The organism is Flavobacterium limi (assembly GCF_010645075.1).
Classification (GTDB): domain Bacteria; phylum Bacteroidota; class Bacteroidia; order Flavobacteriales; family Flavobacteriaceae; genus Flavobacterium; species Flavobacterium limi.
The window spans coordinates 38640-62572 of the sequence record NZ_JAADZV010000012.1; the positions used below are offsets into that span (position 1 = coordinate 38640).

The 23933-nt window shown below is 34.7% G+C and carries 24 protein-coding genes; 15 read left to right on the forward strand and 9 right to left on the reverse strand.

Features of this window, described 5'->3' with window-relative positions; all coding sequences use genetic code 11:
- Nucleotides 1-22: 22 nt before the first annotated feature.
- The 3 genes from hemA to GXM16_RS19965 form a co-directional block, all read right to left on the reverse strand.
- A complete protein-coding gene (hemA, locus tag GXM16_RS19955) occupies nucleotides 23-1327 on the reverse strand; it encodes a glutamyl-tRNA reductase (RefSeq protein ID WP_163396259.1) in 1305 nt (434 codons plus the stop codon).
- A gap of 358 nt (nucleotides 1328-1685) precedes the next feature.
- Nucleotides 1686-2273 (reverse strand): globin family protein, encoded by a 588-nt coding sequence (locus GXM16_RS19960; protein WP_163396260.1) that lies wholly within the window; start codon nucleotides 2271-2273, stop codon nucleotides 1686-1688.
- A gap of 18 nt (nucleotides 2274-2291) precedes the next feature.
- Nucleotides 2292-2726, reverse strand: coding sequence for a hypothetical protein (locus GXM16_RS19965; protein ID WP_163396261.1), 435 nt, complete (start codon nucleotides 2724-2726; stop codon nucleotides 2292-2294).
- A gap of 365 nt (nucleotides 2727-3091) precedes the next feature.
- Here GXM16_RS19965 and GXM16_RS19970 point away from each other — a divergent pair, with 365 nt between their 5' ends.
- The 8 genes from GXM16_RS19970 to GXM16_RS20005 all read left to right on the forward strand — a co-directional run bounded on the left by GXM16_RS19970 (nucleotide 3092) and on the right by GXM16_RS20005 (nucleotide 9509).
- A complete protein-coding gene (locus GXM16_RS19970; RefSeq protein WP_163396262.1) occupies nucleotides 3092-3958 on the forward strand; it encodes an AraC family transcriptional regulator in 867 nt (288 codons plus the stop codon).
- A gap of 4 nt (nucleotides 3959-3962) precedes the next feature.
- Complete coding sequence (locus GXM16_RS19975) at nucleotides 3963-4334, forward strand: FEKKY domain-containing protein (protein ID WP_163396263.1); 372 nt, start codon at nucleotides 3963-3965, stop codon at nucleotides 4332-4334.
- A 122-nt stretch (nucleotides 4335-4456) separates the two neighbouring features.
- On the forward strand, nucleotides 4457-5470 hold the full coding sequence (gene hemH, locus GXM16_RS19980) for a ferrochelatase (protein ID WP_163396264.1): 1014 nt from the start codon (nucleotides 4457-4459) through the stop codon (nucleotides 5468-5470).
- Between the two features lie 61 nt (nucleotides 5471-5531).
- The gene (locus GXM16_RS19985; RefSeq protein WP_163396265.1) at nucleotides 5532-6080 is read left to right on the forward strand and encodes a CopD family protein; all 549 of its coding nucleotides are present in this window, start codon (nucleotides 5532-5534) and stop codon (nucleotides 6078-6080) included.
- A 131-nt stretch (nucleotides 6081-6211) separates the two neighbouring features.
- Nucleotides 6212-7627 (forward strand): sensor histidine kinase, encoded by a 1416-nt coding sequence (locus tag GXM16_RS19990; RefSeq protein ID WP_163396357.1) that lies wholly within the window; start codon nucleotides 6212-6214, stop codon nucleotides 7625-7627.
- 12 nt (nucleotides 7628-7639) lie between these two features.
- Entirely contained in the window at nucleotides 7640-8422 is a 783-nt protein-coding gene (locus GXM16_RS19995; RefSeq protein ID WP_163396266.1) for an enoyl-CoA hydratase/isomerase family protein, read from the forward strand.
- Nucleotides 8423-8539: 117 nt separating this feature from the next.
- A complete protein-coding gene (locus GXM16_RS20000; protein ID WP_163396267.1) occupies nucleotides 8540-8947 on the forward strand; it encodes a hypothetical protein in 408 nt (135 codons plus the stop codon).
- 34 nt (nucleotides 8948-8981) lie between these two features.
- Nucleotides 8982-9509 (forward strand): hypothetical protein, encoded by a 528-nt coding sequence (locus GXM16_RS20005; RefSeq protein WP_163396268.1) that lies wholly within the window; start codon nucleotides 8982-8984, stop codon nucleotides 9507-9509.
- Nucleotides 9510-9575: 66 nt separating this feature from the next.
- Here GXM16_RS20005 and GXM16_RS20010 read toward each other — a convergent pair whose 3' ends face one another.
- The 3 genes from GXM16_RS20010 to GXM16_RS20020 all read right to left on the reverse strand — a co-directional run bounded on the left by GXM16_RS20010 (nucleotide 9576) and on the right by GXM16_RS20020 (nucleotide 12659).
- Complete coding sequence (locus tag GXM16_RS20010) at nucleotides 9576-10229, reverse strand: metal-dependent transcriptional regulator (RefSeq protein ID WP_163396269.1); 654 nt, start codon at nucleotides 10227-10229, stop codon at nucleotides 9576-9578.
- A 94-nt stretch (nucleotides 10230-10323) separates the two neighbouring features.
- On the reverse strand, nucleotides 10324-12192 hold the full coding sequence (locus GXM16_RS20015) for an Nramp family divalent metal transporter (RefSeq protein WP_163396270.1): 1869 nt from the start codon (nucleotides 12190-12192) through the stop codon (nucleotides 10324-10326).
- 74 nt (nucleotides 12193-12266) lie between these two features.
- Complete coding sequence (locus tag GXM16_RS20020) at nucleotides 12267-12659, reverse strand: Fur family transcriptional regulator (protein WP_163396271.1); 393 nt, start codon at nucleotides 12657-12659, stop codon at nucleotides 12267-12269.
- Between the two features lie 95 nt (nucleotides 12660-12754).
- Between GXM16_RS20020 and GXM16_RS20025 the strand changes: the two genes are divergently transcribed.
- The 7 genes from GXM16_RS20025 to trhO all read left to right on the forward strand — a co-directional run bounded on the left by GXM16_RS20025 (nucleotide 12755) and on the right by trhO (nucleotide 20230).
- A complete protein-coding gene (locus tag GXM16_RS20025; protein ID WP_163396272.1) occupies nucleotides 12755-13108 on the forward strand; it encodes a MerC domain-containing protein in 354 nt (117 codons plus the stop codon).
- Nucleotides 13109-13119: 11 nt separating this feature from the next.
- A complete protein-coding gene (locus GXM16_RS20030) occupies nucleotides 13120-14028 on the forward strand; it encodes an NAD(P)/FAD-dependent oxidoreductase (protein WP_163396273.1) in 909 nt (302 codons plus the stop codon).
- Between the two features lie 136 nt (nucleotides 14029-14164).
- Complete coding sequence (locus GXM16_RS20035) at nucleotides 14165-16369, forward strand: TonB-dependent receptor (RefSeq protein ID WP_163396274.1); 2205 nt, start codon at nucleotides 14165-14167, stop codon at nucleotides 16367-16369.
- Between the two features lie 31 nt (nucleotides 16370-16400).
- The gene (locus GXM16_RS20040) at nucleotides 16401-16865 is read left to right on the forward strand and encodes a thioredoxin family protein (RefSeq protein WP_163396275.1); all 465 of its coding nucleotides are present in this window, start codon (nucleotides 16401-16403) and stop codon (nucleotides 16863-16865) included.
- 17 nt (nucleotides 16866-16882) lie between these two features.
- Nucleotides 16883-18046, forward strand: a complete 1164-nt coding sequence (locus GXM16_RS20045; protein ID WP_163396276.1) for a lycopene cyclase family protein — start codon at nucleotides 16883-16885, stop codon at nucleotides 18044-18046.
- A gap of 146 nt (nucleotides 18047-18192) precedes the next feature.
- Nucleotides 18193-18603 (forward strand): BrxA/BrxB family bacilliredoxin, encoded by a 411-nt coding sequence (locus GXM16_RS20050; protein WP_163396277.1) that lies wholly within the window; start codon nucleotides 18193-18195, stop codon nucleotides 18601-18603.
- Between the two features lie 268 nt (nucleotides 18604-18871).
- Entirely contained in the window at nucleotides 18872-20230 is a 1359-nt protein-coding gene (gene trhO, locus GXM16_RS20055; protein WP_163396278.1) for an oxygen-dependent tRNA uridine(34) hydroxylase TrhO, read from the forward strand.
- 112 nt (nucleotides 20231-20342) lie between these two features.
- Here trhO and GXM16_RS20060 read toward each other — a convergent pair whose 3' ends face one another.
- From GXM16_RS20060 to GXM16_RS20070, 3 genes are read right to left on the reverse strand one after another with little or no spacing between them, the layout of a single operon-like run.
- Complete coding sequence (locus GXM16_RS20060; RefSeq protein ID WP_163396279.1) at nucleotides 20343-21095, reverse strand: hypothetical protein; 753 nt, start codon at nucleotides 21093-21095, stop codon at nucleotides 20343-20345.
- Nucleotides 21096-21128: 33 nt separating this feature from the next.
- The gene (locus tag GXM16_RS20065; RefSeq protein ID WP_229684400.1) at nucleotides 21129-22466 is read right to left on the reverse strand and encodes an ankyrin repeat domain-containing protein; all 1338 of its coding nucleotides are present in this window, start codon (nucleotides 22464-22466) and stop codon (nucleotides 21129-21131) included.
- 34 nt (nucleotides 22467-22500) lie between these two features.
- Nucleotides 22501-23682: an ankyrin repeat domain-containing protein gene (locus GXM16_RS20070; RefSeq protein WP_163396281.1), complete on the reverse strand. Its 1182-nt coding sequence runs from the start codon at nucleotides 23680-23682 to the stop codon at nucleotides 22501-22503.
- Nucleotides 23683-23933 lie beyond the last annotated feature (251 nt).

A 23933-nucleotide genomic window follows, 5' to 3' on the forward strand; every position in this document is an offset into this window, starting at 1 on the left:
AAGGAACATTCTTTTTAACTATTTATGAGAGGTTGATTTTGTATTTTTCTTCAATTGGGGAAGGAATATTTTTTGGCGCAAGCTGTCCAATCTGAAATACTTTTTCAATAAACTCAATGCTTTCGTCTATAGAAGTATTTTCATCTTTTAAGTGACTGGCAAACTGACTGGTGATTTTTTGTATAATTCGGGAACTGATTAATTCAGCCTGTTCTTCATCAAAATTTAGCATTTTCTTTTTATGAAAAGCCAGTTCTCCGGCAACCATATCGTTTAATTTCGCCTTAAGTGCATGAATAGTTGGAGCGTATTTACGACCATTCATCCAGATATTGAATTCTAATTTCATATCCTCGATTATCGCCTCAGCAGCAGGAATATGCTGTTTTCTTCTTTCAAGGGTATCATCTGTCATCTGCGACAGATAATCAAGATGTATTAAAGTAACACCCGGTATTTGTTCGACATCAGGATTTACATTTCTTGGGATAGATAAATCCAGGATTAACAAAGGTTTCTTTAAATTGAGTAATGTTTTGTCAATTGTTGGGTTTTTTGCTCCCGTAGCTACAACCAAAACATCGGCTTGTTGTATTTCTTCCTGCAGGTTAGCGTAGTCTTTTACGATAACATTTAGTTTTCCTGCCAGGATTTCGGCTTTGTTTTTGGTTCTGTTGATAAGCGTAATATGACCGTTTTTAGTATGTTTTACTAAATTTTCGCAGGTATTGCGTCCTATTTTTCCAGTTCCGAACAGCAGAATATTTTTGTTTCCAATATCTTCTACGTTTTTAATAATATATTGAACCGATGCAAACGAAACCGATGTTGCACCAGAAGAAATTTCAGTATCTGTTTTGACCTTTTTGCTTGCCTGAATAACGCTATTAACAAGACGGTCAATGAAAGTATTAATTAAACCCTCAGACTTACTAAGGTTGAAAGCGATTTTAATCTGGCTGATGATTTCAAAATCACCCAGGATCTGACTGTCTAAACCTGTCCCTACACGAAACATATGGTTTACAGCCTCCTGATTTTTGTAGATATAGGCAACTTCGCGAAATTCCTCAACGGAACCATTACTGTTATCGCAAAGCAATTTGATCAATTCGTACGGATGATTGGCAAAACCATAAATCTCCGTTCTGTTGCAGGTAGAAGTGACAATTAATGATTCTATTCCTTCGGTTTTTGCCTGAGCGAGTAAATCAGATTGTGCTTTAGCATCTAAACTAAATTTTCCCCTAATGGTAGCATCTGCTTTTTTATAACTTAAACCTAAAGCGTAAAAAGTGGTAGTTCTGGACATATTAAAATTTTCCATATTATACTTTCGTTAAAAAGTGCAACAAAATTATTACTAACTAATTTATAAAAACAACGCTAGAGGTACTTTTTATATCGCTATGGAATAAATTGAATCATTTTGGCTGTTCTGAATAGGATTTATTGCCATTTATAATGATATCAAGGATTCAACAACCTGTTATGTATATTTATTCTAAATAACAGTCTGGCTTTTGTTTTAAATATTGTACGAAAAAATATCGCTATGAGTTCGTTTAATGCTTCCTGGGTTTTATATACCATTCACTTTCACGATTCTGGAAATTTAGATATAAAAACAACTTCGTTAAATAAAACCCTACCTGAGTTATGGCAGGGTTTTAATTAGAAATGAATTATTTTTGAACAATTGGAGTTCTCAAAGATTCTAATACAGCTACAATATCGGTGTAAAGTTCTGTGTTTGAAGCAACACCGTTTGCATTTGCTGCAGCGCCCACATAACCAACAAATTTTGTATAATCTGCATTACTTGATTTTGTTCCCATACGAGGGTTTTTTGCAGGATCATGCGCAGCAACCATGTTGAGGCCTGAATACGTATTCACAGCATTTGTTCCGCCTGTATTAAAGGAGAAAAAGTCAGTCAGGTTATCTGATAATTTAGCAATATTGGTAGCCTGAGTATTACCTGTTTCTGCTAAAAGAGGTGCAAAGTGTGCCTGTAAATTACCGGAAGCATTTGCCTGAATATCGGCTACAATTAATCCCACAGTAGAATTTACAACTTTACGGAAACTCAAACGTCCCTGTTCAATCATTTGTCCTGAGTTATCGGGATCTGCAACCATTTTTGTTCCGCCCAGACGAGTATAAATAGATGCTTTTACAGGTGCAGGATCGTCATCATCATTGTTGCAGGAAGTTAAAGTTGCCGATGCAAGTATCAATACACTAAGTGTAATTTTAGAAAAATTTTTCATAATAAAATATTTAAAGGGTTAATTAAAAAACTGATTTACTTTTCGGGATAATTTATAGCTCATACTGTTTTGATTTACAGGACAAACTTCTTTACTGGCTAAGTGTGCCGGCAAAATATAACGCTGTGCTTCATAAGGTCTTTTACGCATTAATTCGTTATATACTTTTTCAGAATTTGTGATTTTATTGTTGTGGAAATACACGACTACATTTCTTTTAACGATAATCGAATCTGAAGTCAATCCCTTGATAGATCTTAAATCGGAACAAATTTGTCTGGCCTGTGCAGAATCTATATTTTGTTTAAAGTCGATTCGGCTTACCTGTAAGTTTGGATTTTCGTAAACTGCTGGTTTGGCAGTAATGATGTGAAAAAGCAAAATGCCAATAAATAATAGAATGACTATTAATCCTGACCATAGAATCTTTTTTATTATTTTATTCGTTCTCATATGGATAATTTTAAAATGGTTAGATTTCAAAATTATATACGGGGACTTTTTAGGCGTGGTTTTAATTTATATAAGAAAAGTATTAATTTAGAATTGTTATGAATAGCTAAAACGTTATCGCTGTTTCTGAGATATCTGATTTATTGTGAATTCTAAAAATAGATTTTAAGCTTAAAACCAGTGGATTACGGTAATTGTTATGGTTACAAATCCGTCAAGGTAGTAAACGGATTTCCAGCTGCATTTTAAATAATGAAACAATAAAGATTTTATAAATTTAGGTGCAGGTAATCGGATAAACCATCAAAAAGATTTAATTTTGAATGGCCAAAAAACCGGAATTAATAACCTGAATAAAGAAATCAATGGAGGAAGAAATAAAAATTGAAGATGACTTTACGCTTATCCGTTTTCAAAACGACGGTTCAGAACCATTTTTTGCGCAGCGTGAAATAGGCAGCGGCCTGATACAGTTTCATTTTGGGCTTAAGGGAAATGCAAAATTTTTGTTCAATCAGGGCAATTATGCATTAGAGCTAAAGGAAGAGAAATCATTGCTTTTGTACAATCCACAGAAAGAATTGCCTCTTAATTTAGAATTGGCTCAGAATTCCTGGGTGATTTCAGTTATTGTTTCCATCAAAAAGTTTCACGCACTTTTTTCAGCCGAAGCCGATTATATTACTTTTTTAAGTCCTGACAATAAAGATAAAAAATATTATAACGAAGGAAATATCAGTCCGTCAATGGCGATTGTGCTGAGTCAGCTTTTTCATTATAATCTTCATCCTTCGATAAAAAACCTATACTATAAAGGAAAAGGATATGAATTGCTGAGTCTGTATTTCAACAGAACAGAAGATCCAAATGCAGAACAATGCCCGTTTTTGATTGATGAAGACAATGTTCTAAAAATCCGAAAAGCAAAAGAAATCGTAATTGCTAATATGGCAGAACCGCCAGGCTTGCAGGAACTGGCAGATGAAATTGGACTGAACCTGAAAAAACTTAAAATGGGTTTCAAACAAATTTACGGTGATACGGTTTATGGTTTTCTTTTCGATTACAAAATGGATTTCGCCAGAAAGCTTTTAGACAGCGGTTCTTATAATGTAAACGAAGTGGGACTGAAAATTGGTTACAGCACAGGAAGTCATTTCATTGCTGCCTTCAAAAAGAAATTTGGAACAACACCTAAAAAGTATTTGATGTCTATTAATGCGAATGTTTAACGGAATGAAAAAAGCTATTTTTATATTATGTATTGCATTCTTTAATTGTAAATCACCCGATAGTCCGTTGGTGGATAAATACAAAAATCAGGCCTTGCACGATGTTGAAGTTGACAGTGTAAAAAAATTTACTTATGGTTTGCCATTTATTTCTCCTATTGAGTCTCAAAGAAAAATTCAGGAAATAAGAGAACATAAACGAGATAGTGTTTATAAAAAATATGGTTTGTTTTTAAGAAATGAAGGTTGTGTAATTGGTGATAAAAAACTTGACGAAGCAATAGGTGCATATCATAAAATAACGGATTCCTATTTAGAAAATAGAAATGGAAAGGGGTGGAAAGAAAAAATGGAACAGGAATTAAGTAAATATTAAAAGAATCAATTTTACAAATAAGGACATAATTAAAAAGTAACAATTATCATATTTCCAATAAGCAGCAAGTACTACTTTTGACGAAATTTTAAAATAAAGCTTAAAGCAAAAAGAAAACAATAATGAAAGGCGTATTATTAGTAAACTTAGGTTCTCCGGACAGTCCACAACCAAAAGATGTAAAACCGTATTTAGATGAATTTTTAATGGATAAATACGTAATCGATGTTCCGTATTTATTGAGAGCATTATTGGTTCGCGGTATTATTTTAAGAAAAAGACCTGAGGAATCGGCACACGCTTACTCAAAAATCTGGTGGGAGGAAGGTTCTCCTTTAGTGGTTCTTTCAGAAAGAATGCAGAAAAAAGTACAGCCTTTAGTAGATGTTCCTGTTTCGCTGGCAATGCGCTACGGAAGCATGACAATCGAAAAAGGTCTTCAGGAATTAAATGATAAAGGCGTTACAGATGTAATGCTTTTTCCGTTATATCCGCAATATGCAATGGCTTCGACTTTGACTATTTTGGTTAAAGCAGAAGAAATTCGTAAAAAGAAATTCCCTCACATGAGATTTACTGATGTTCCGGCGTTTTACAACAAACCGGATTATATCAAAAACTTAGCAGATTCAATCCAGAAACATTTAGCTGGATTTGATTACGACCATCTTTTGTTTTCATACCATGGAATTCCGGAGCGTCATATCCGCAAAACCGATGTGACCAAATCCCATTGCAAAATTGATGGTTCCTGTTGTAACACGCCATCTCCGGCACATGAATTCTGTTACCGTCACCAATGTTATGAAACTACAAAACAAGTCGTTAAACTATTAGGACTTCCGGAAGATAAATACAGCCTGACTTTCCAGTCACGTTTAGCAGGTGATAAATGGTTAGAGCCTTACACGGATGTCGAAATTGACAATATGCCGGCAAAAGGAATCAAGAAACTGGCAGTTGTAACACCGGCATTTGTTTCGGACTGCTTAGAAACGTTAGAGGAAATCGCAATGCGTGCCAAAGAAGATTTTGAGGCAAACGGCGGAGAAGAATTTTTAGCAATTCCGTGTTTGAATGATGATGACGAATGGTGCCAAACGGTTGGTAACTGGATTAATGACTGGGCAAAATAAATTTTTGTTTCAAGTTATGCTCAACTTTGAGAAACAACCTGAAACCTGAAACAATTAATGAATGGAATACTATAACTACCTAAAATCACTGCATCTTATTTTTGTAATTACCTGGTTCGCCGGTTTGTTTTACATTGTACGTTTGTTTGTGTATCAAATTGAGGCGAATCAAAAACCATCTCCGGAAAAGGAAATTCTACAGGCTCAATACAAAATAATGACATATCGTTTGTGGTATATCATTACCTGGCCATCGGCTGTTTTGGCAAGTATTTTTGCTTTTTGGATGCTGTTTTTTACAGATTTAGGAAATGCCTGGCTCAAAATGCCCTGGATGCACGTAAAATTGTGTTTTGTTTTCCTCTTGTATTTATATCATGGAAAATGCCATCAGATTTTTAAGCAATTACAGAACGATGAGGTAAAATATACCAATAATTTCATGCGTTTATGGAATGAAGGTGCGACAATTATTTTGTTTGCCGTGGTTTTTTTAGTAGTTTTAAAAAATGCCATTAACTGGATCTACGGTGTAATCGGAATTGTTTTATTCTCGGTTTTAATTATGCTTGGATTCAGATTTTATAAAAGAATTAGAGAAAGAAAGTAATTTGTAAAGAGTGATTAGTGAATAGTCTTTAAGCTTTTACTAATTACTAATTACTATTCACTAATCACTAAAATATGCTGAACAACTTCAAAATGTCGATGCTTTCACTTCGAACCAGGATTTTCCTGTCGATGATTGTATTGATTGTTGTGGCATCTTTTTTATTAGCTTCCATTTCTATTATTCAGTTTAAAAACGAAGCCAAAGAATACCATCAGGAACGTTTAGAGCGAAAAGAAAATGCTGTAAAAGAGCATATCAATTATGTTCTGGCAACCACAACTTATCCTTTAAAAACAGGGAATCTGGATTTGATTTTTAAAGACAAAATCCATGAATTAGCTCAGATTCACAAAATCGAAATCAATATTTACAGCCTTAGCGGAAAATTATTAAAATCATCCAAAGAATCTTTTGCAGTTGATAAAGTAGCACCTCCAATTCCCGAATACATTCTGAAACTCGTTCGTTCTTCTATTGAAAAGCGTTTTGTAGATATTAAAACTATTGATGGCGTCAAAAACAGATCATCCTACAGTTTAATTAAGGATGAAAAATTCAAACCACTCGGAATCTTAAATCTTCCCTATTTAGAGGATGACGGTTATTACGACAACGAATTGAATACCTTCCTGATTCGTCTAAGTCAGGTATATTCCTTTATGCTGCTTGTAGCTTTTGCTTTGGCCTATTTTCTTTCGACTTATATTACAAAATCATTAAAAACGATTTCTGATCGTTTGGAAGAAACCAATCTGGATCAGAAAAACGAGAAAATTGTTTTGGAAGCGAACAGCAAAGAAGTCAACTTCCTGATCAAAGCGTATAACGGAATGGTGGATAAGCTGGAAACGAGTGCCATCAAATTAGCACAAAGCGAACGTGAAGAAGCCTGGCGCGAAATGGCAAAACAGGTTGCGCATGAAATCAAAAATCCGTTGACACCAATGCGTTTGACGGTGCAGAGTTTTCAGCGAAAGTTTGATCCGAATGATCCTGATGTAAAGCAGAAAATGAATGATTATTCAGAAACCTTAATTCAGCAGATTGATACGATGACTGCGGTAGCTTCGGCATTTTCGAATTTTGCTTCGATGCCGGCCCAGCAAAACGAGACTTTAAATGTAGTTGAGGTTGTGGAACTGGCACTTGATATTTTCAACGAAGATTATATTTCTTTTGAAAAGGAAGAAGAAGAAATCATTTCCAAAATGGATCGTACCCAACTGATTCGTGTCATTACCAATCTGGTAAAAAATGCAACTCAGGCGATTCCCGAAAGTCAGTTTCAAAAATCAATTGTTGTTTCTGTAAAACGTAGAGATGATAATGTAGAAATTGCGGTAAAAGACAACGGAATCGGAATTCAGAAGCTGGATACCGGCAGAATATTTGAACCAAAATTCACTACGAAAACTAGTGGTATGGGTCTTGGACTCGGAATTATAAAAAACATCATCGAAAATTACAAAGGAACAATTACCTTTGAGTCAGCTTACGGAAAAGGAACCACTTTTAAGGTTTCCCTGCCCATTACAAACTCTTAAAATAATGACGTTATGAACTACGAAAATATTTTAATTTCGATTGAAGATAAAATAGCAACCATCACGATTAACAGACCTGAAAAACTGAATGCTTTAAACAAAGCAACTATTAGCGACTTGAGCAAAGCAGTAAAGTTATTGGGTAAAAATGACGATGTACGCGTTATTATTTTGACCGGAAGTGGTGAAAAGGCCTTTGTTGCCGGAGCCGATATTTCTGAATTTGCAAATTATACTATTGTGGAAGGAGCGCAACTTGCAGCTGAAGGTCAGGAAATTTTATTCGATTACATTGAAAGTTTAAAGAAACCTGTAATTGCAGCCATAAATGGTTTTGCATTAGGGGGCGGATTAGAGCTGGCCATGGCATGTCATTTCAGAGTGGCCTCTGATAATGCCAAAATGGGATTGCCGGAAGTAAGTTTAGGATTAATTCCGGGCTACGGAGGAACACAACGTTTGCCACAATTAATTGGAAAAGGCCGTGCGATGGAAATGATTATGACCGCAGCGATGATTTCTGCAGAAGAAGCAAAGCAATATGGTTTAGTGAATCACGTAGTGCCTCAGACTGAACTTTTATCGTTTACAAATGTAATTGCTCATAAAATCATTAAAAACGCACCATTTGCAATCAGTAAAGCTATAAAAGCAATTAATGCAAATTATAAGGATGGAAAAGACGGTTTTGAAACCGAAATAAAATCATTCGGAAAATGCTTCGGAACTCAGGATTTTAAAGAAGGTACAACTGCATTTTTAGAGAAAAGAAAAGCGGAGTTTACAGGAAAATAAAATTATACCACAGAGATACACGAAGAATTCGCAGAGATTCGAAAAGGTTTTAAAAATTCAGTATTTAAATAAAAAACTTAGAATCTTAGCAACTCAGAACTTTAGCACCTTAAAAAAATGTCATACGAACCAATATTTGCCCTTTTTTGCGAACGAGTTAAAGAAAGTATTCAGTCTGGAACTTTCGCAAAATTAACTTTAGCCAAAACAATGGGCGATACCGAAATCAAAAACATCTATTTCAGATTAGTCCTGAATGAAGATGATACATTTTCGATTTCACTAACTACGCGTTACAAAACAGAAGAAATCGAAAGCATTCATACTCTGGATGAAGCTTTACTAATCTTAGGATCGTACATCAAAAAGCCTTTTTTGACAGCTTTGCTTTTTACAACAGATAATGATGTGACTTTCAAAGTAAACAAAAAGAACGCCGGAAGTATTATTGAACAGCCGCCAACATTTAAAAATGCGTCGCCGGTAATGCTTGAAATGATTGAGAAGGGAATTGTACAACTCTAAATTTATATCTCCTCATAATTTAAAACTATAAAAAATGAATAAAAAAATTACCCTTTTTATAATGGCAATTGCATTTATAAGTACTGCCATGAATGCACAGACTAAAATGAAGGAATACAAGGGTGGGCACGTTTTTAACATCAGCCTTCCCGATTATATGAACAAAACAGCCGGATTAAATACTTCTGCTTCTATTCAGTATAAAAGTGAAGTTAAGGATGTTTTTGGAATTGTAATTGTTGATACTAAAGAAGAGCTAGGATATATTGAGCTAAACTATACTTCGGCAAATGATTTTTATGAAGATTTCATAAAAGATTTTTTGAAGGATGAAGAAAAGAGAACGGTTTCAAAGGCAGTCTCAAAAAAAATGGGTGACATTAATTTCATAGAATCAGATGCTAGTTATTTTGATAAGGAAGCGAATGAGGAATTTTATTATTTAGTCGGTATTGTTGAAACAAAAAAGGCTTTTTATAAAGTCATGTCCTGGACTTCTAAAGCAAAGAAAGATACTTTTAAAGGTGATTTTCAAAAAATCCTTTATAGTCTGAAAGATTAATTTCAAACAAAAACCCAAAAAAGAAACGTATTCTTTTTTGGGTTTTTGATTTTGGAGGTTGATAATTTAAACGAGCTTCACAAATAAATTAGAAGCAATTTTATTCGAAATAGATAATTCTCTATTGTCGATTTTAATTTTTACAGATAAATCAAAAGATTCTTTCGATAAGAATTCAATTTTAGATCCTAAGGCAATCCCTTGTTTATCAAGATATTTCAAAAATTCTGATGAAGTATCTTTTACGCCTACACAAACACCAATTTGGTTTTCGGATAATTCAGAAAGCAATTGTTTTTCAATTTTAATAATTCGTCCATTGGCATCCGGAATAGGATCACCATGTGGATCCTCAGTAGGGTTACCAAGAAAATCATCCAGACGGTTAATCAACTGTTCGGATTTAATATGTTCAAGCTGTTCTGCAATTTCATGAACCTCATCCCAGCTGAAATTTAGTTTTTCTACCAAAAATACTTCCCACAAACGATGTTTTCTCACAATCATTTTAGCAGCCAGTTTTCCATTTTCGGTTAATGAAACCCCTTGGTATTTTTTATAATTCACCAAATCTTTCTCTGACAGTTTTTTAAGCATGTCCGTAACCGATGAAGCTTTGGTTTCCATTATTTCGGCAATGGCATTCGTGCTGACTTCCGTTTCTAATGAAGCAGTAAGATGGTATATCGCTTTAAGGTAGTTTTCTTCTGAAAAGGTCATTTTTTTGAGATTCTGAGCTTATAAGCTCCCAAGTTTCTAAGCTCAAAGATTGGAAAAAACCTTAGAATCTTAGCATCTCAGCAGCTTAGTACTTCTATTTAACAATCAACAAAGGTATTGAAATTTTATGTCTCAATTTGTCTACTGTTGTTCCAAATAAAATATCTTTTAGTCCAGTGTGGCCATGGGTTCCCATTACTAGAATATCAAAATTGCCTTCGTTTATGATTTTCGGAATGACTTTGTTTGGTTTTCCGAAACCTAATTCCGTTTGGATGCTGAATCCTTTTTGAGAAAGCATTTCTTTATACTCTAATAACAATTTTTCATCAATTGTGGTTTCATGATCGTGTGTGTCAGTGCCATACATCAAAGCGCCGACAGTTTCTACAATATGAATCAATGTATATTGAGCTTGTAGTCCTCCTAGTTCAAAAGCTTTATTCAAAGCAGCACTGTCCGCATTCGAGAAATCTACAGAAACAGCAATGTTTTTAATACTTTGACTTTCCTTGGGCGTGAATTGAAGCTGAAGATTGTGTGGCGAATGATTTAATGTTTTTGATTTGACTTTGGCAATAAAAGGTTTAAAAACAATGTAAAGCAGTAACGCCAAAAGACCTAAGGCTAATGGAACTACGGTAAGCCATAAAACAATTGGGTTTTCTGAGCTTTCAAGCCATGAAGTAATTTCATCGTAAACTAATTTGGCATTTAGCGAAACAATAATCGAAGCAATAATCCATGAAACAACTTGTGTAAGTTTAGAGATATGAAAACCGTTCATTTTCGATTTATCGCTCACAAAATGAATCAGCGGAATGATAGCGAATCCTAACTGAAGGCTCAAAATCACCTGACTTAAAATCAATAGTTTTCCTGTGACACTTTCTCCATAAATTAAAATTACAATAACAGCAGGAATGATCGCAATTAAACGCGTAATGATTCGGCGAACCCAGGGCTGTATTCTGAAATGCAGATAACCTTCCATTACGATTTGTCCGGCCAATGTACCGGTTACGGTTGAACTTTGTCCCGCAGCAATTAAGGCAATCGCAAACAAAGCAGGAGCCCATTTAGTGCCTAAAAGCGGTTCCAGAAATTTATGCGCATCCTGAATCTCTGCCACTTCATACATTCCGTTTTTGTGAAAAGTAGCAGCGGCCAGAATCAAAATCGCAGCATTTACAAAAAAAGCAAGATTTAAGGCAATTGTCGAATCGATGAAGTTGTACTTCAACGCTTGTTTGATTCCGGCTGGAGTTCTGTCGAATTTTCGGGTTTGGACCAAAGAAGAGTGTAAGTAAAGATTGTGCGGCATAACCGTTGCACCAATAATTCCAATGGCGATATATAAAGCAGCTGAATTTGGAATAGAAGGAATCAATCCTTCTAAAACCTTATGCATTTCAGGTTCAGCAAAAATCATTTCGAAGATAAAAGAAAATCCAATAATGGCAACCAAAGCAATAATGAAGGCTTCCATTTTGCGAATTCCTTTATTAATAAGGAAAAGCAACAAAAATGTGTCTAAAACGGTAATTAAAACAGCTTCAAGTAACGGAATCCCAAAAAGCAGATTAATTCCAATCGCCATTCCAAGAACCTCTGCCAAATCGCAGGCTGCAATCGCAATTTCAGCCAGAAAATATAAAATGTAGTTGATTGGTTTTGAATAGGTTTCTCTCGAAGCCTGGGCAAGATCACGTTGTGTTACAATTCCGAGCCGGGCGCTTAAACTCTGTAAAAGCAAAGCCATTATATTACTCATCAGTAAAACCCATACTAACGCATATCCAAACTGACTTCCGCCTGCAATATCAGTAGCCCAGTTCCCGGGATCCATATAACCGACACTTACTAAATAAGCGGGCCCTAAAAAGGCTAGTATTTTTCTGAAACCTGTTTTTTTATGTTCTGTAAAAACCGATTGGTTTACTTCTTCTAATGATTTTGTCATTCGTAATATATTGATTTCCCAAATATATAGAAAAATTACATTAGAGCAACAATATTTTTAGTCTTGTCTAAAAGTTAAATGTTCGAATTTAAACAATTTGGGCATAAACCGGATAAGGTAAAGTTGATTTCTTTTACTTTATAATTATGAGGCATAATATAACTTGGTTTGACATTTTCAAGACAAGTAATTTCATGACAGTTTTCACAGCTAAAATGGGCATGATTATGTATGTGTACCCGCTGATGTGAATGATTGCATTTTGCATATTTTACAGTACCGTCTAAATTCGAAATTTTATGGATAATATCGTCATTCATCAATCGATCCAAAATTCTGTAAATAGTTACTCGATCACAAATGCCATTTAATTGTTTCTGTATTTCTGTATGAGATAAGGCTGTTTTAGATTTCTCAAAAACCTCTAAAACGGCTGTCTTTGCTGTAGTATTACGTGTTGTTTTCATTTATTCCAAAAAATTAAAAAATATCGCAACAATGTTGCGATTAAATAAAAATCCATATATTTGCAATAAAGTTGCATTAACAAATGTATTAAAAAATGAAGAAAACCACGACTAATTTTTATGATATTTTAGGAATTTCCAGTGCAGCAATTTGTCTGGTGCATTGTTTGATTTTTCCAATGCTGACTATTCTTCCTTTGGGTTTGAGTCACAATCCTTTTATCGATTTAGTTTTTGCGTTTTTCGGAACATTTGCAGTTTCAAAAATTATTCAAAAATCAAATATATTAATTTCTGCTGTTTTAACTGTTTCAATGACTTTAATTTGGATTAGTATCTTAAGTGAATTATTTCTGGATTTTCATTTGCATTTGATTTATTTTGGAGGAATTGGAATGATTATCGGTCATTTAATGAACTACAAATGGCATAAAAAACAGAATCATTAAATCTAAGGATTATGAAAAAAGACAATTTTGATATAATTATTATTGGAGGAAGTTACAGTGGTTTATCTGCAGCAATGAGTTTAGGGCGTTCTTTGCGTCAGGTTTTAATTATTGACAGTGGTTTACCCTGTAACAGACAAACACCGCATTCTCATAATTTCATAACACTTGATGGAGAAAAGCCAGCTGCTATTTCGGCGAAAGCCAGACTACAATTGGAATTTTATAAAACAGTTCAGTTTTACAATGGATTAGCTGTAAAAGCCTTGCAAACGGAGAATGGTTTCGAAATTACAACCGAATCAGGTGACCTCTTCACAGCAAGAAAAATTCTGTTTGCTACCGGTGTAAAAGATTTGCTTCCCGAAATAAAAGGTTTCTCAGATTGCTGGGGAATTTCGGTTTTGCATTGCCCGTATTGTCATGGCTATGAAGTTAAATACGAAAAAACGGCCATTATTGCCAATGGAGAAATGGGTTATGAATATGCGAAACTGATTTCGAACTGGACAAAAGATTTGAGATTATGTACCAATGGAAAATCAACTCTGACTTTGGAACAAACTAAAAGTTTAGAAAAACATGGTATTAGTATTTTAGAACAAGAGATAGAATCTTTAGAACATAATAGCGGTCAGATTAAGCAGATTATCTTCAAAAATCAGGAAAAAATAGATGTAAAAGCAATTTACGCAAGACCACCTTTCGAGCAGCATTGTCATTTGCCTGAAGCATTAGGCTGTGAACTCAATGAACAAGGATTGATAAAAGTAGATTTTATGCAAAAGACAACCGTTCCCGGTATTTACGCAAGTGGAGATGCTACTACTCAAATGCGTTCTGTGGCAATTGCAGTTTCGACAGGATCTTTTGCCGGAGCTGTAATCAATAAAGATCTTATTGAGGAAGATTTTGATTAAGGTAGTTAAAAGAACTTCCAACAGTATTAAAACGAATTTATAACACATTAAATCTATTGAGTTTGAAAAATTGAGTTTTAAAGTAATTGTTTGTCAAATTTAATTTTTAGATTTGTCTAAATTTAATTTTACAATAATGAAATATTTATTTTCGATATTATTTTTAATTTCGGCAAAAGCCACCTTTTCACAAACGATTTCCGGAAAAGTCACTTCTGATGCCTTGGAAACAAAACAAATTGTGATTAAACTTTTAAATACAAATATTAAAACCGAAGCTGATAGTTTAGGATTTTACAAGCTGGAAAATATTATGGAGGGGAACTATAAAATTCAGGTAACTTCGACTGGATTGAAAACGATAAACCAAAAAATTGCTGTTAATAATGAAGATATACATCTTGATTTTGAATTAAAAGAAGATAACAATGAATTAAACGAAGTAGTAGTTTCCGGAACTTTAAAAGCAGTAAAACGTTTAGAAAGTGCCGTCCCTGTTGAAGTTTATTCACCGGTTTTCTTCAAGAAAAACCCAACACCCAGTATTTATGATGCACTTCAAAACATCAACGGCGTGCGTCCACAACTCAATTGCGGGGTTTGTAATACAGGCGATATTCACATTAACGGGCTTGAAGGCCCGTATACTTTGGTGATGATAGACGGAATGCCAATTGTCAGCAGCCTTTCGACAGTTTACGGTCTGAGCGGAATTCCGAATTCTTTGGTAGAACGAATTGAAATTGTAAAAGGCCCGGCTTCATCGCTTTATGGAAGTGAAGCAGTTGGCGGTCTGATCAATATCATTACCAAAAATCCAACTAATGCTCCGGTTTTTTCAGCCGATTATTTTGCAACTTCTTATTTTGAAAGCAATCTCGATTTAGGAACTAAATTCAATTTGGGCAAAAAAGCTACATCAATCATAGGTTTAAATTATTTCAACTATGATCAGGTGATAGATAAAGATCATGATAATTTTACTGATGTAACGCTTTCAGAGAGGATTTCGCTTTTTAATAAATGGAGTTTTGCCAGAAATAATAATCGACTTTTTACGGTTGCTGTGCGCGGAATGTATGAAGACCGCTGGGGCGGAGATACTCGTTGGGAAAAGCAATTCCGGGGAGGTGACGAAATTTATGGAGAAAGTATTTATACCAAAAGAGCCGAACTGATTGGGAGTTACCAATTGCCTTTTGAAGAAAAACTGATGCTTTCGTTCTCAGGAAATGTCCATTATCAGGACAGCCGGTACGGCACAACCTCATATATCGCCAATCAGAAAATTGGTTTTTTGCAATTGACCTGGGATAAAAAAAATGGGCAACATGATTTATTGGGAGGCATAGCAGGCCGATATACGTATTACGACGATAACACACCTGCCACCGGAGAACCTGAAAATACCTGGCTTCCGGGAGTTTTTGTTCAGGACGAAATTACCTTTTCACCGAAAAGTCAGGTTTTGCTGGGAATGCGGTATGATTACAACTCGATTCACGGTTCTATTTTCACGCCGAGATTTGCATACCGGTTTAAAGCGAATGAAAACACGATTTTCAGATTAAATGCCGGAACCGGTTTTAGAGTTGTGAATCTTTTTACCGAAGATCATGCGGCTCTTTCAGGGTCACGGGATGTAGTGATTGAAAGTGATTTAAAACCAGAGAAATCGGTAAACGTGAATTTGAATTATATTCAGAAAATCAATTTCGGAAACGGGACTTTTATGGGAATTGAAACAACTGCTTTTTACACGAGATTTAGCAACAAAATTATTTCGGATTATGAAAGTGACCCAAATAAGATTCTTTACAACAATATCGACGGCTACGCGATAAGTCAGGGAATCAGCACGAATGTTGATTTAAATTTTCCTTCGGGGTTGAAATTTATTCTGGGTGCAACGCTTCTTGATAATAAAAATGTCGAAAACGGCATTTCGCAAAGACCTTTTCTAACCGAGAATTTCACCGGAACCTGGAGTGTTTCCTATAAAATCCAACCTTGGAATCTGTCTTTAGACTATACCGGAAATTTATACAGTCCGATGAAACTGCCTTTGTTAAGTGAAACAGATCCAAGAAGTCCGGAATCGCCTTGGTACAGCATTCAGAATATTCAGTTTACGTATTCGGGATGGAAGAATTTTGAGATTTATGGCGGAATCAAGAACCTGCTTAATTTTACGCCAATGCAAAATAATCCATTCCTGATTTCAGGAGCTGATGATCCTTTTGATAAAAACCCCGATGGACTGTCGTTTGATACGACTTATGTGTATGGTCAAAATCAGACCATTCGAGGGTTTTGGGGATTGCGATATACGTTTAGATAATTTACATTTTTGGAATCTGTACAAAGAAAATATGAAAAAGCTATTTCTGTTTATTGTTTTCTTCGGAATTACTTCATCCGGATTTTGCCAGTCGGGAAGTCGTTCATTTGAAGCAATTGATAGTTTGCAGCAGATTCAGAAGCGAAGAATCATCGTTTTCATTCATACCGACTGGTGCCAGTTTTGCCAAAGAATGAAAAGCACAACTTTTAAAAATCAGGAAATTATCGAAAGACTAAACTCAAACTTCTATTTTATTGATTTTAATGCCGAAGAAAAACGGGATATCACATTCCACAATCAAACCTTTAAATACAAACCAGCCGGAAACAATGTTGGTGTTCATGAACTGGCTTTACAATTAGGTACTATGAGCAATCAAATTACTTATCCGGTTTTATGTGTTTTGAATGAGAAGAATGAAATTATCTTTCAATATTCGAATTATTTGAGCCCGAAGGATTTTAAAATGCTTTTGGAAAAACTCAAAGGATAAATTCCTTATTTTTGAGAATGAATTCCTCACAGATCCAACATTTCGATTATATTTTTACCGGAACAGGTTTATCTGCCTTGATGACTATTTACAAAATGATTCAATCCGGAAAATTCACTGACAAATCGGTTTTATTATTGGATGAAAATGCAAAGAAAACTAATGATCGAACCTGGTGTTTTTGGTCTGAAAATCAAACTTTATGGGATTCTGTTATTTCTAAAAAATGGGATTCGGCATTATTTGCTAATGAAGATTTCAGACGTAATCTAGACTTAAAGCCTTATCAATACAATCAAATTCGGGGATTAGATTTCTACAACTTTGTTTTGGATGAAATTTCGAAACATTCCAAAATTACTTTTCTAAACGAAAAAGTAACCGATATTAATGAACTCGAAACACATGTTTTTGTCGGAACCGAAGAGAACAGATATACTTGTGATTACTTATTCAATAGTATTTACTCTAAAAATTTTGTTGAAAACCAAACCGAATATCCTGTTTTACAGCAGCATTTTGTGGGATGGTTTGTAAAAACTGAAAAGGATGTTTTCAATCCGGAACAGGCAACTTTCATGGATTTTTCTGTTGAGCAAAAGGAGAATACGCGTTTCATGTATGTTTTGCCAGCCTCAAAAACAGAAGCTTTGGTAGAATATACTTTGTTTTCGGAAAAATTGCTTGCGAAAGAAGAATATGAAAACGAAATTCAGCTTTATCTTAAAAAACTTGGAGCAGAACAATTTGAAATTCTGGAAAAAGAACAGGGAAGTATACCGATGACTTGTTTTCCTTTCTGGAAAAGAAATACAAAACGCGTTCTAAACATTGGAACTGCCGGCGGATGGACAAAGGCGAGTACAGGTTATACCTTTAAAAATTCGGATAAGAAATCTTCTGCTTTGGTGGATTTTCTTCAGATTGGGAGCTCATCAACAGATATGAAATCATTTCATAAAAAAAACCGGTTTTGGTATTACGATTTATTGCTTTTGGATATTCTCCATCGCAGCAATGAATTAGGAAGCATGATTTTTTCCTCTCTATTCAAAAAAGGAAATCCAGCTTTGATATTTAAATTTCTGGATGAAGAAACTAATTTGACGGAAGATTTAAAAGTAATTTGGAAGTGTCCTAAAGTACCATTTATAAAGGCTTTATTTAGATTTTTGTTTTAAAAACAATTTTGACTTTCAACCTTATGACTTTCAATCTTTCGACTTTAATCAATCGAACTATAACAAAACTTTATACTTCAAATTAAGTAGTTGCCGCTAAACTTTGTAACTTTGCATTTCAAAAGTAAAATTTAAAAATAAAAAATATGTATCCACAAGAAATGGTAAAACCAATGGAGGCTGAATTAACAGCTGCCGGTTTTCAAGATTTACATAGTGCTGAGGCTGTTGAGAATGCTATCAAAGCTGAAGGTACCACATTAGTAGTTGTAAACTCTGTTTGCGGTTGTGCTGCAAGAAATGCGCGTCCGGGAGCAAAAATGAGTTTACAGGGAGCAAAAAAACCGGATCATTTAATCACTGTTTTTGCAGGTGTTGACAAAGAAGCTGTTGATGCTGCAAGGCAACACATGTTCCCTTTTCCTCCATCATCGCCATCTATGGCCTTGTTCAAAAACGGAGAATTGGTTCACATGTTAGAGCGTCACCACATCGAAGGTCGTCCTGCTGAAATGATTGCTGAGAATTTGCAGGATGCTTTTAATGAGTTTTGTTAATTTTTTAAGCTGCTAGGTATAAATGAGACTGTCTGTTTTTAGGCAGTCTTTTTTATTTGAAGCTAATCCGGCTGTCCACTATATCTTTTGTGCCGAACCCCGGCACAAAAGGATGCCGTTTCCATCCGGGCTAAAAAAATCAAAACACTAAGAACTTTAAGTTTTCAGCAATTTTAAAAGCTTAGAAACTCAGAAGCTTTGTCACTTAGAACCTTTTTTCTTAACTTTGCGCCTTCAAAATAATTTCTCAACTTAAACTGTTTATAGCATGCAACTGTACAACACCTTAAGCGCAGAAGAAAGAGCCATCATGATTGATGATGCCGGTAAACAACGACTAACGTTGTCTTTTTATGCGTATGCCAAAATTCAAGATCCCAAAAAATTTCGCGATGATTTATTTGTAGCCTGGAATAAGCTAGATGCTTTAGGCCGGATTTACGTTGCCACCGAAGGAATAAATGCTCAAATGAGTATTCCCGAAGAAAATTTGGAAGCTTTTAGAGCAACTCTTGAAGTTTACGATTTTATGAAAGGCATACGTTTAAACGAAGCAGTAGAACACGATGATCATTCGTTTTTAAAACTGACCATTAAAGTTCGTGATAAAATCGTTGCAGACGGACTTAACGACGAGACTTTTGATGTAACTAATATTGGCGTTCACTTAAAAGCCGCAGCATTCAACGAAATCCTTGATGATCCAAATACAATCGTAGTCGATTTTAGAAACCACTACGAAAGTGAAGTTGGGCATTTTAAAGGTGCCATTACTCCCGATGTTGAAACTTTCAGGGAAAGTTTACCCATAATCAACGAACAGCTTAAAGATCACAAAGACGATAAGAACCTTGTGATGTATTGTACAGGCGGAATTCGCTGTGAAAAAGCTAGTGCGTACTTCAAACATCAGGGTTTTAAAAATGTTTACCAGTTAGAAGGAGGAATTATCAATTATGCAAAACAACTTAAAGAAGAAGGTTTAGAAAGCAAGTTTATTGGTAAAAACTTTGTATTTGATAATCGTCTGGGGGAAAGAATTACAGATGATATTATTTCGCAATGCCATCAGTGCGGTAAACCATGTGACAATCACACCAATTGTGAAAACGACGGATGCCATTTATTGTTCATTCAGTGTGATGAATGTAAATCGGCTATGCAAAACTGTTGTTCTTCAGAGTGTATGGAAGTGGTAAATATGCCTTTGGTGGATCAGGTAAGATTGAGAGCCGGTAAACAAGTAGGAAATAAAGTCTTCAGAAAAGGAAAATCAGATAATCTGAAATTCAAACATTCAGGTGAACTTACTGATACTGCTTTGGCGGCTGCACAAAAGTCTGCTGATATTCGTCAGAAAGTAAAAATCAAAAAAGTATTGCTTGGAAAAGCAGAACACTATTATGTTAAAGCGAAAGTTGGACAATTTACGGTTGAAAATAACGAATTGAGCGCAGGAGATAAAATCTTAATTTCCGGACCCACAACAGGGGAACAGGAATTGGTTTTAGAAAAATTAATTGTAAACGGAACTGAAACTTCATCTGCTAAAATAGGGGATAAAGTTACTTTTGAAGTTCCGTTCAGGATCAGGTTGTCAGATAAAATATATAAAATTATAAGTTAGTTCTATTTAGCCTGTTATTAATTTCAATTATTTAAAAATAACAAATTCATTTTAGAAAATAAATAAGCCCTGTTTTGGTAATACAAATACAGGGCTTATCTTTTTAAAAATATTAATCTTCTGAAATATCCAGTTCATCAAAATCTTTAATTTCAGATAATAAGGTCAATTTGGTTTTTTTGATTTTCGTTAGAGTCTTTTCAAAAATCTCTTCTCCATCATCAGCATTCTCATTAGTATTATGATTTACAATCTTTTGCCTCGTTAGATAATTGATACTCACTTGAGTTTCCGTAACCGGACCACGGTTGTGACTTGCGTCGTAACCAATAAGTGCAAAACCGTTGTTTTGGTACCTGAATGTGTAGGACCAGTATCCATATCTTCCATGGCCATAATTTACAAACAACTTTCCTTTGCTTACTTCGACTGATAATTCAGGAGCATAATAGACACCGCCGTCTTCATTTTCAGAAGAAAAGCAATCATAATTTTTTGTAGCCAGCTGATAGTTGCCATTTTCGTTTAAAAGGACAATGATACCTCTTCGGTTACGATCAAGTTGACCACGATACTCATGTGTGATTATTTTGTTTTTATCTGTTCCCTTGATAATAAGAACGCAATCTTCTTGATTGTCTTTGTTTAAATCACCAAATATAGTATCAAACATGACATGCCCTTCAGGTAAAAAATCTGTGAAATCTTTTTTTACTTCTGTTTTCGGACTATTTTCAATAGTTTCATCAACTTGTGGTAATTCATCAACAACAGATGTTGATTGATTGTCGGTTTTAGGTTTATTGCAGCTCACAATTCCGGTTAGTATCAAAATTACAACTGTACAAAACAAGGATTTATTCATAATGATGGTTTTAATTGATGATTGAAAAAATTATTATCCTTTAAGAATTTTACTCTTTTCACTTTCAAACTCTTCTGAGGTCAAAATACCAGCATCCAATAATTCTTTTAAATCCAAAAGGGCTTTCTTTTTTCCTTCCATAGAATTACCGGAATCTGTGAGCGGAGCATCATTTTTCTGAATCGGGGTAACGACTGTTCCCGAAGGGGCATATTTTAAAATCAGTTCTGTGATTTCGTTAAAGCCTTTTACATTCGAATAATCAATCGCTTTTTGTTCTTTTACGTTCACAATAGAAGCATCGGCTTTATTTTCGAGAAGATACTTTACAACGTCTTTTTTGCCGTTTGCAGCACTGTAATGTAAAGGCGTGTTTCCTGATTCGTCCTGAATGTTGATATTGGCACCAGCATCGATTAGCAGTTTTACCATGCTTAAATTGCCTTTTTTGGTGGCAACATGCAACAGACTTTCCCCACCATAAGTATAAGAACTGTTGAGTGTAAAACTTGATTCGTTAGAAATATTTGTTGCGCTGACAACCCAATCCAGATAATCGTTCATTGATGAAGTATCGCCGGATACTGGTTTGCTGTAATTGACATCGACGCCATTTTCTAAAAACAAGGAGACAATTTCCTTTTGATTATTCGCGCAGGCGTACCAAACAGGAGAATATCCATTCTTGTTAGATGTGAAAATATTAGCTCCTCTTTCTACCAGTAATTTGGCCAGCATTCTATTTGTTTCATAACAGGCAATTAAAAGTGCATTTTCTCCGGAGTGATTGACGTGATTGACATCGGCACCATTATCTAAAAGTAATGTCACCATTGGGAGTGATTTGGTGTAGCAGGCATAAAGCAGAGGAGTATTTCCTTGTTTATCAGTTATATTAATAGCAGCACCTTTGTCTAAAAGCAACTGGATAATTTCTCTGTTTAATTTAGCAGATGCCAATAATAAAGGAGTTTCTCCATTGTTATTCAGTAAATTGACATCAGTTCCTGCTTCAAGCAACTTTGTTGCAATTTCTATTTGTGCAGTCTGAACCACCAGGTGTAAAAGGCTGTTTCCGTATTTATCATTTTTGGAAATTTCAGCTCCGTTTTCCAAAAGATACAAAGCTGTTTGCTTTTGTTTTTGAAGGCAGGCAAAATACAAAGGGGTTTCTCCCTGATGATCTTCGTAATCAAGATCGGCACCTTGTTCATTCAGGATTTTCACAATATCCAGATATCCTCTGTGAGCCGCATAATGAAGGGCTGTTCTTCCTCTTTCATCAGTATATTTTACATCGACTTCTTTATTCTGAAGCAGCAATTCGGCTATTTTTCTATTCCCGTTTTCACAGGCAATTATAAATGACATTGACATGTATAAAATTTTTAAAGTAATATCGGTTTTATTGTTTCATTAAAAGTTCAACCGTTTTAATTTTGAGGTTATCACCTGAGGCCAGCATCAGGGCGGTTTCATCTTTGTCATTGGTAATCGAAATATTTGCACCCTTATCGATCAGTAATTTTACTTTGCGGTAGGTTTCTTTTGCCATTTCAGCATCATAATTGACATTATAGGCACAGACTTTATGTAAAATGGTGTTGCCTTGGTTGTCCTGTTCATTTATATCCAGAGAAACATTCTCTAAAACCGATTTGAGGATTTCAGATTTCTTTTCGGCAATAAAATCGATTCCCGACTTAGGCTGGCCGTAATATTGAGCAGCAAAATTGACATCTGCTCCATCAGACAATAATCTTTCTAAAAACTGAATATCGCCGGGAGAACCTGAAACAGAACTGATAAAATAAGTTAATAAGGTCCTTCCGTCTTTATTTACAATATTAAAATCAGGCGAGGAAACAGCTGCAAGTGCACTGTACATTTCATAAGAGAATTGCTCCGCAACAGCATAATAAAATGCTGTATTGTTTTTGTTGTCCGTTTCATTTGGATCTGCACCATTTTCAAGTAAAAAGGGAATTAATTCTTTTTTGTTTCTCTGAACGGCAGCCAACAGAGGTGTAGTTCCAACAATGTTTTTTTCATTAATGTCAACTCCGTTTTCAAGAAGCAATTTGATGTATTCTTTTGCTTTCTCTCCATCTAAACCATAAGTGTTGAGTGTTTTAAAGATTAAATTTTCGCCGGCATTGTTTTTATATTGTGAATTTGCACCGAAATCGTCAATCAGGACTTTAACTATTTTTGGAGAAGTACCTTTTTCAAGGAAATATCCCAGCAAAGTCTGGTCACTGATCTCATCATTCAAATTATCCATTTTTGACATTAACTCTTTAAAGAAAGATATCGATTCTTCGTCATCCTTCAAATATCGGATTAAAGATGAAAAAACAGATTTGTCAAAACTGTCTAATTCGTAAATATCGGTTTCAATATATCCGGCTTTTATGAACCGGTCAATAAAATCAATTTCTTTAGCCTCGAAAATTCTGGCAGCTATTTGAGAAAAATTGTTTTTAAGATATTGTTCATTAAAGGTTTCTCCGTTTTTCAGGCATTCTCTGGCCTCGTCAAATTTTCCATTAAAAAGGAAATTTTCAATCTGGTTTTGTGTTTGCATTCGAATAAAATTTTAAAAATGAATAGAAAGCCTTGTTTAATAGGGTTTCCGAAATTATGCTGTAAGATAAAACATAAAAATGACAATTATATTTCAGCATAAAAATTTAAAATAACTTTTTACAGAACAAAACAGACACAAAAGAAATTTTTGAAAAATATTGTTGTCTAAATGAAAAGTAAAGAAAGTAAAGAAGATAAATTTTAAAAGGATTTTTACATATGGGAGTATGTTTTTTTATTTAACAGACC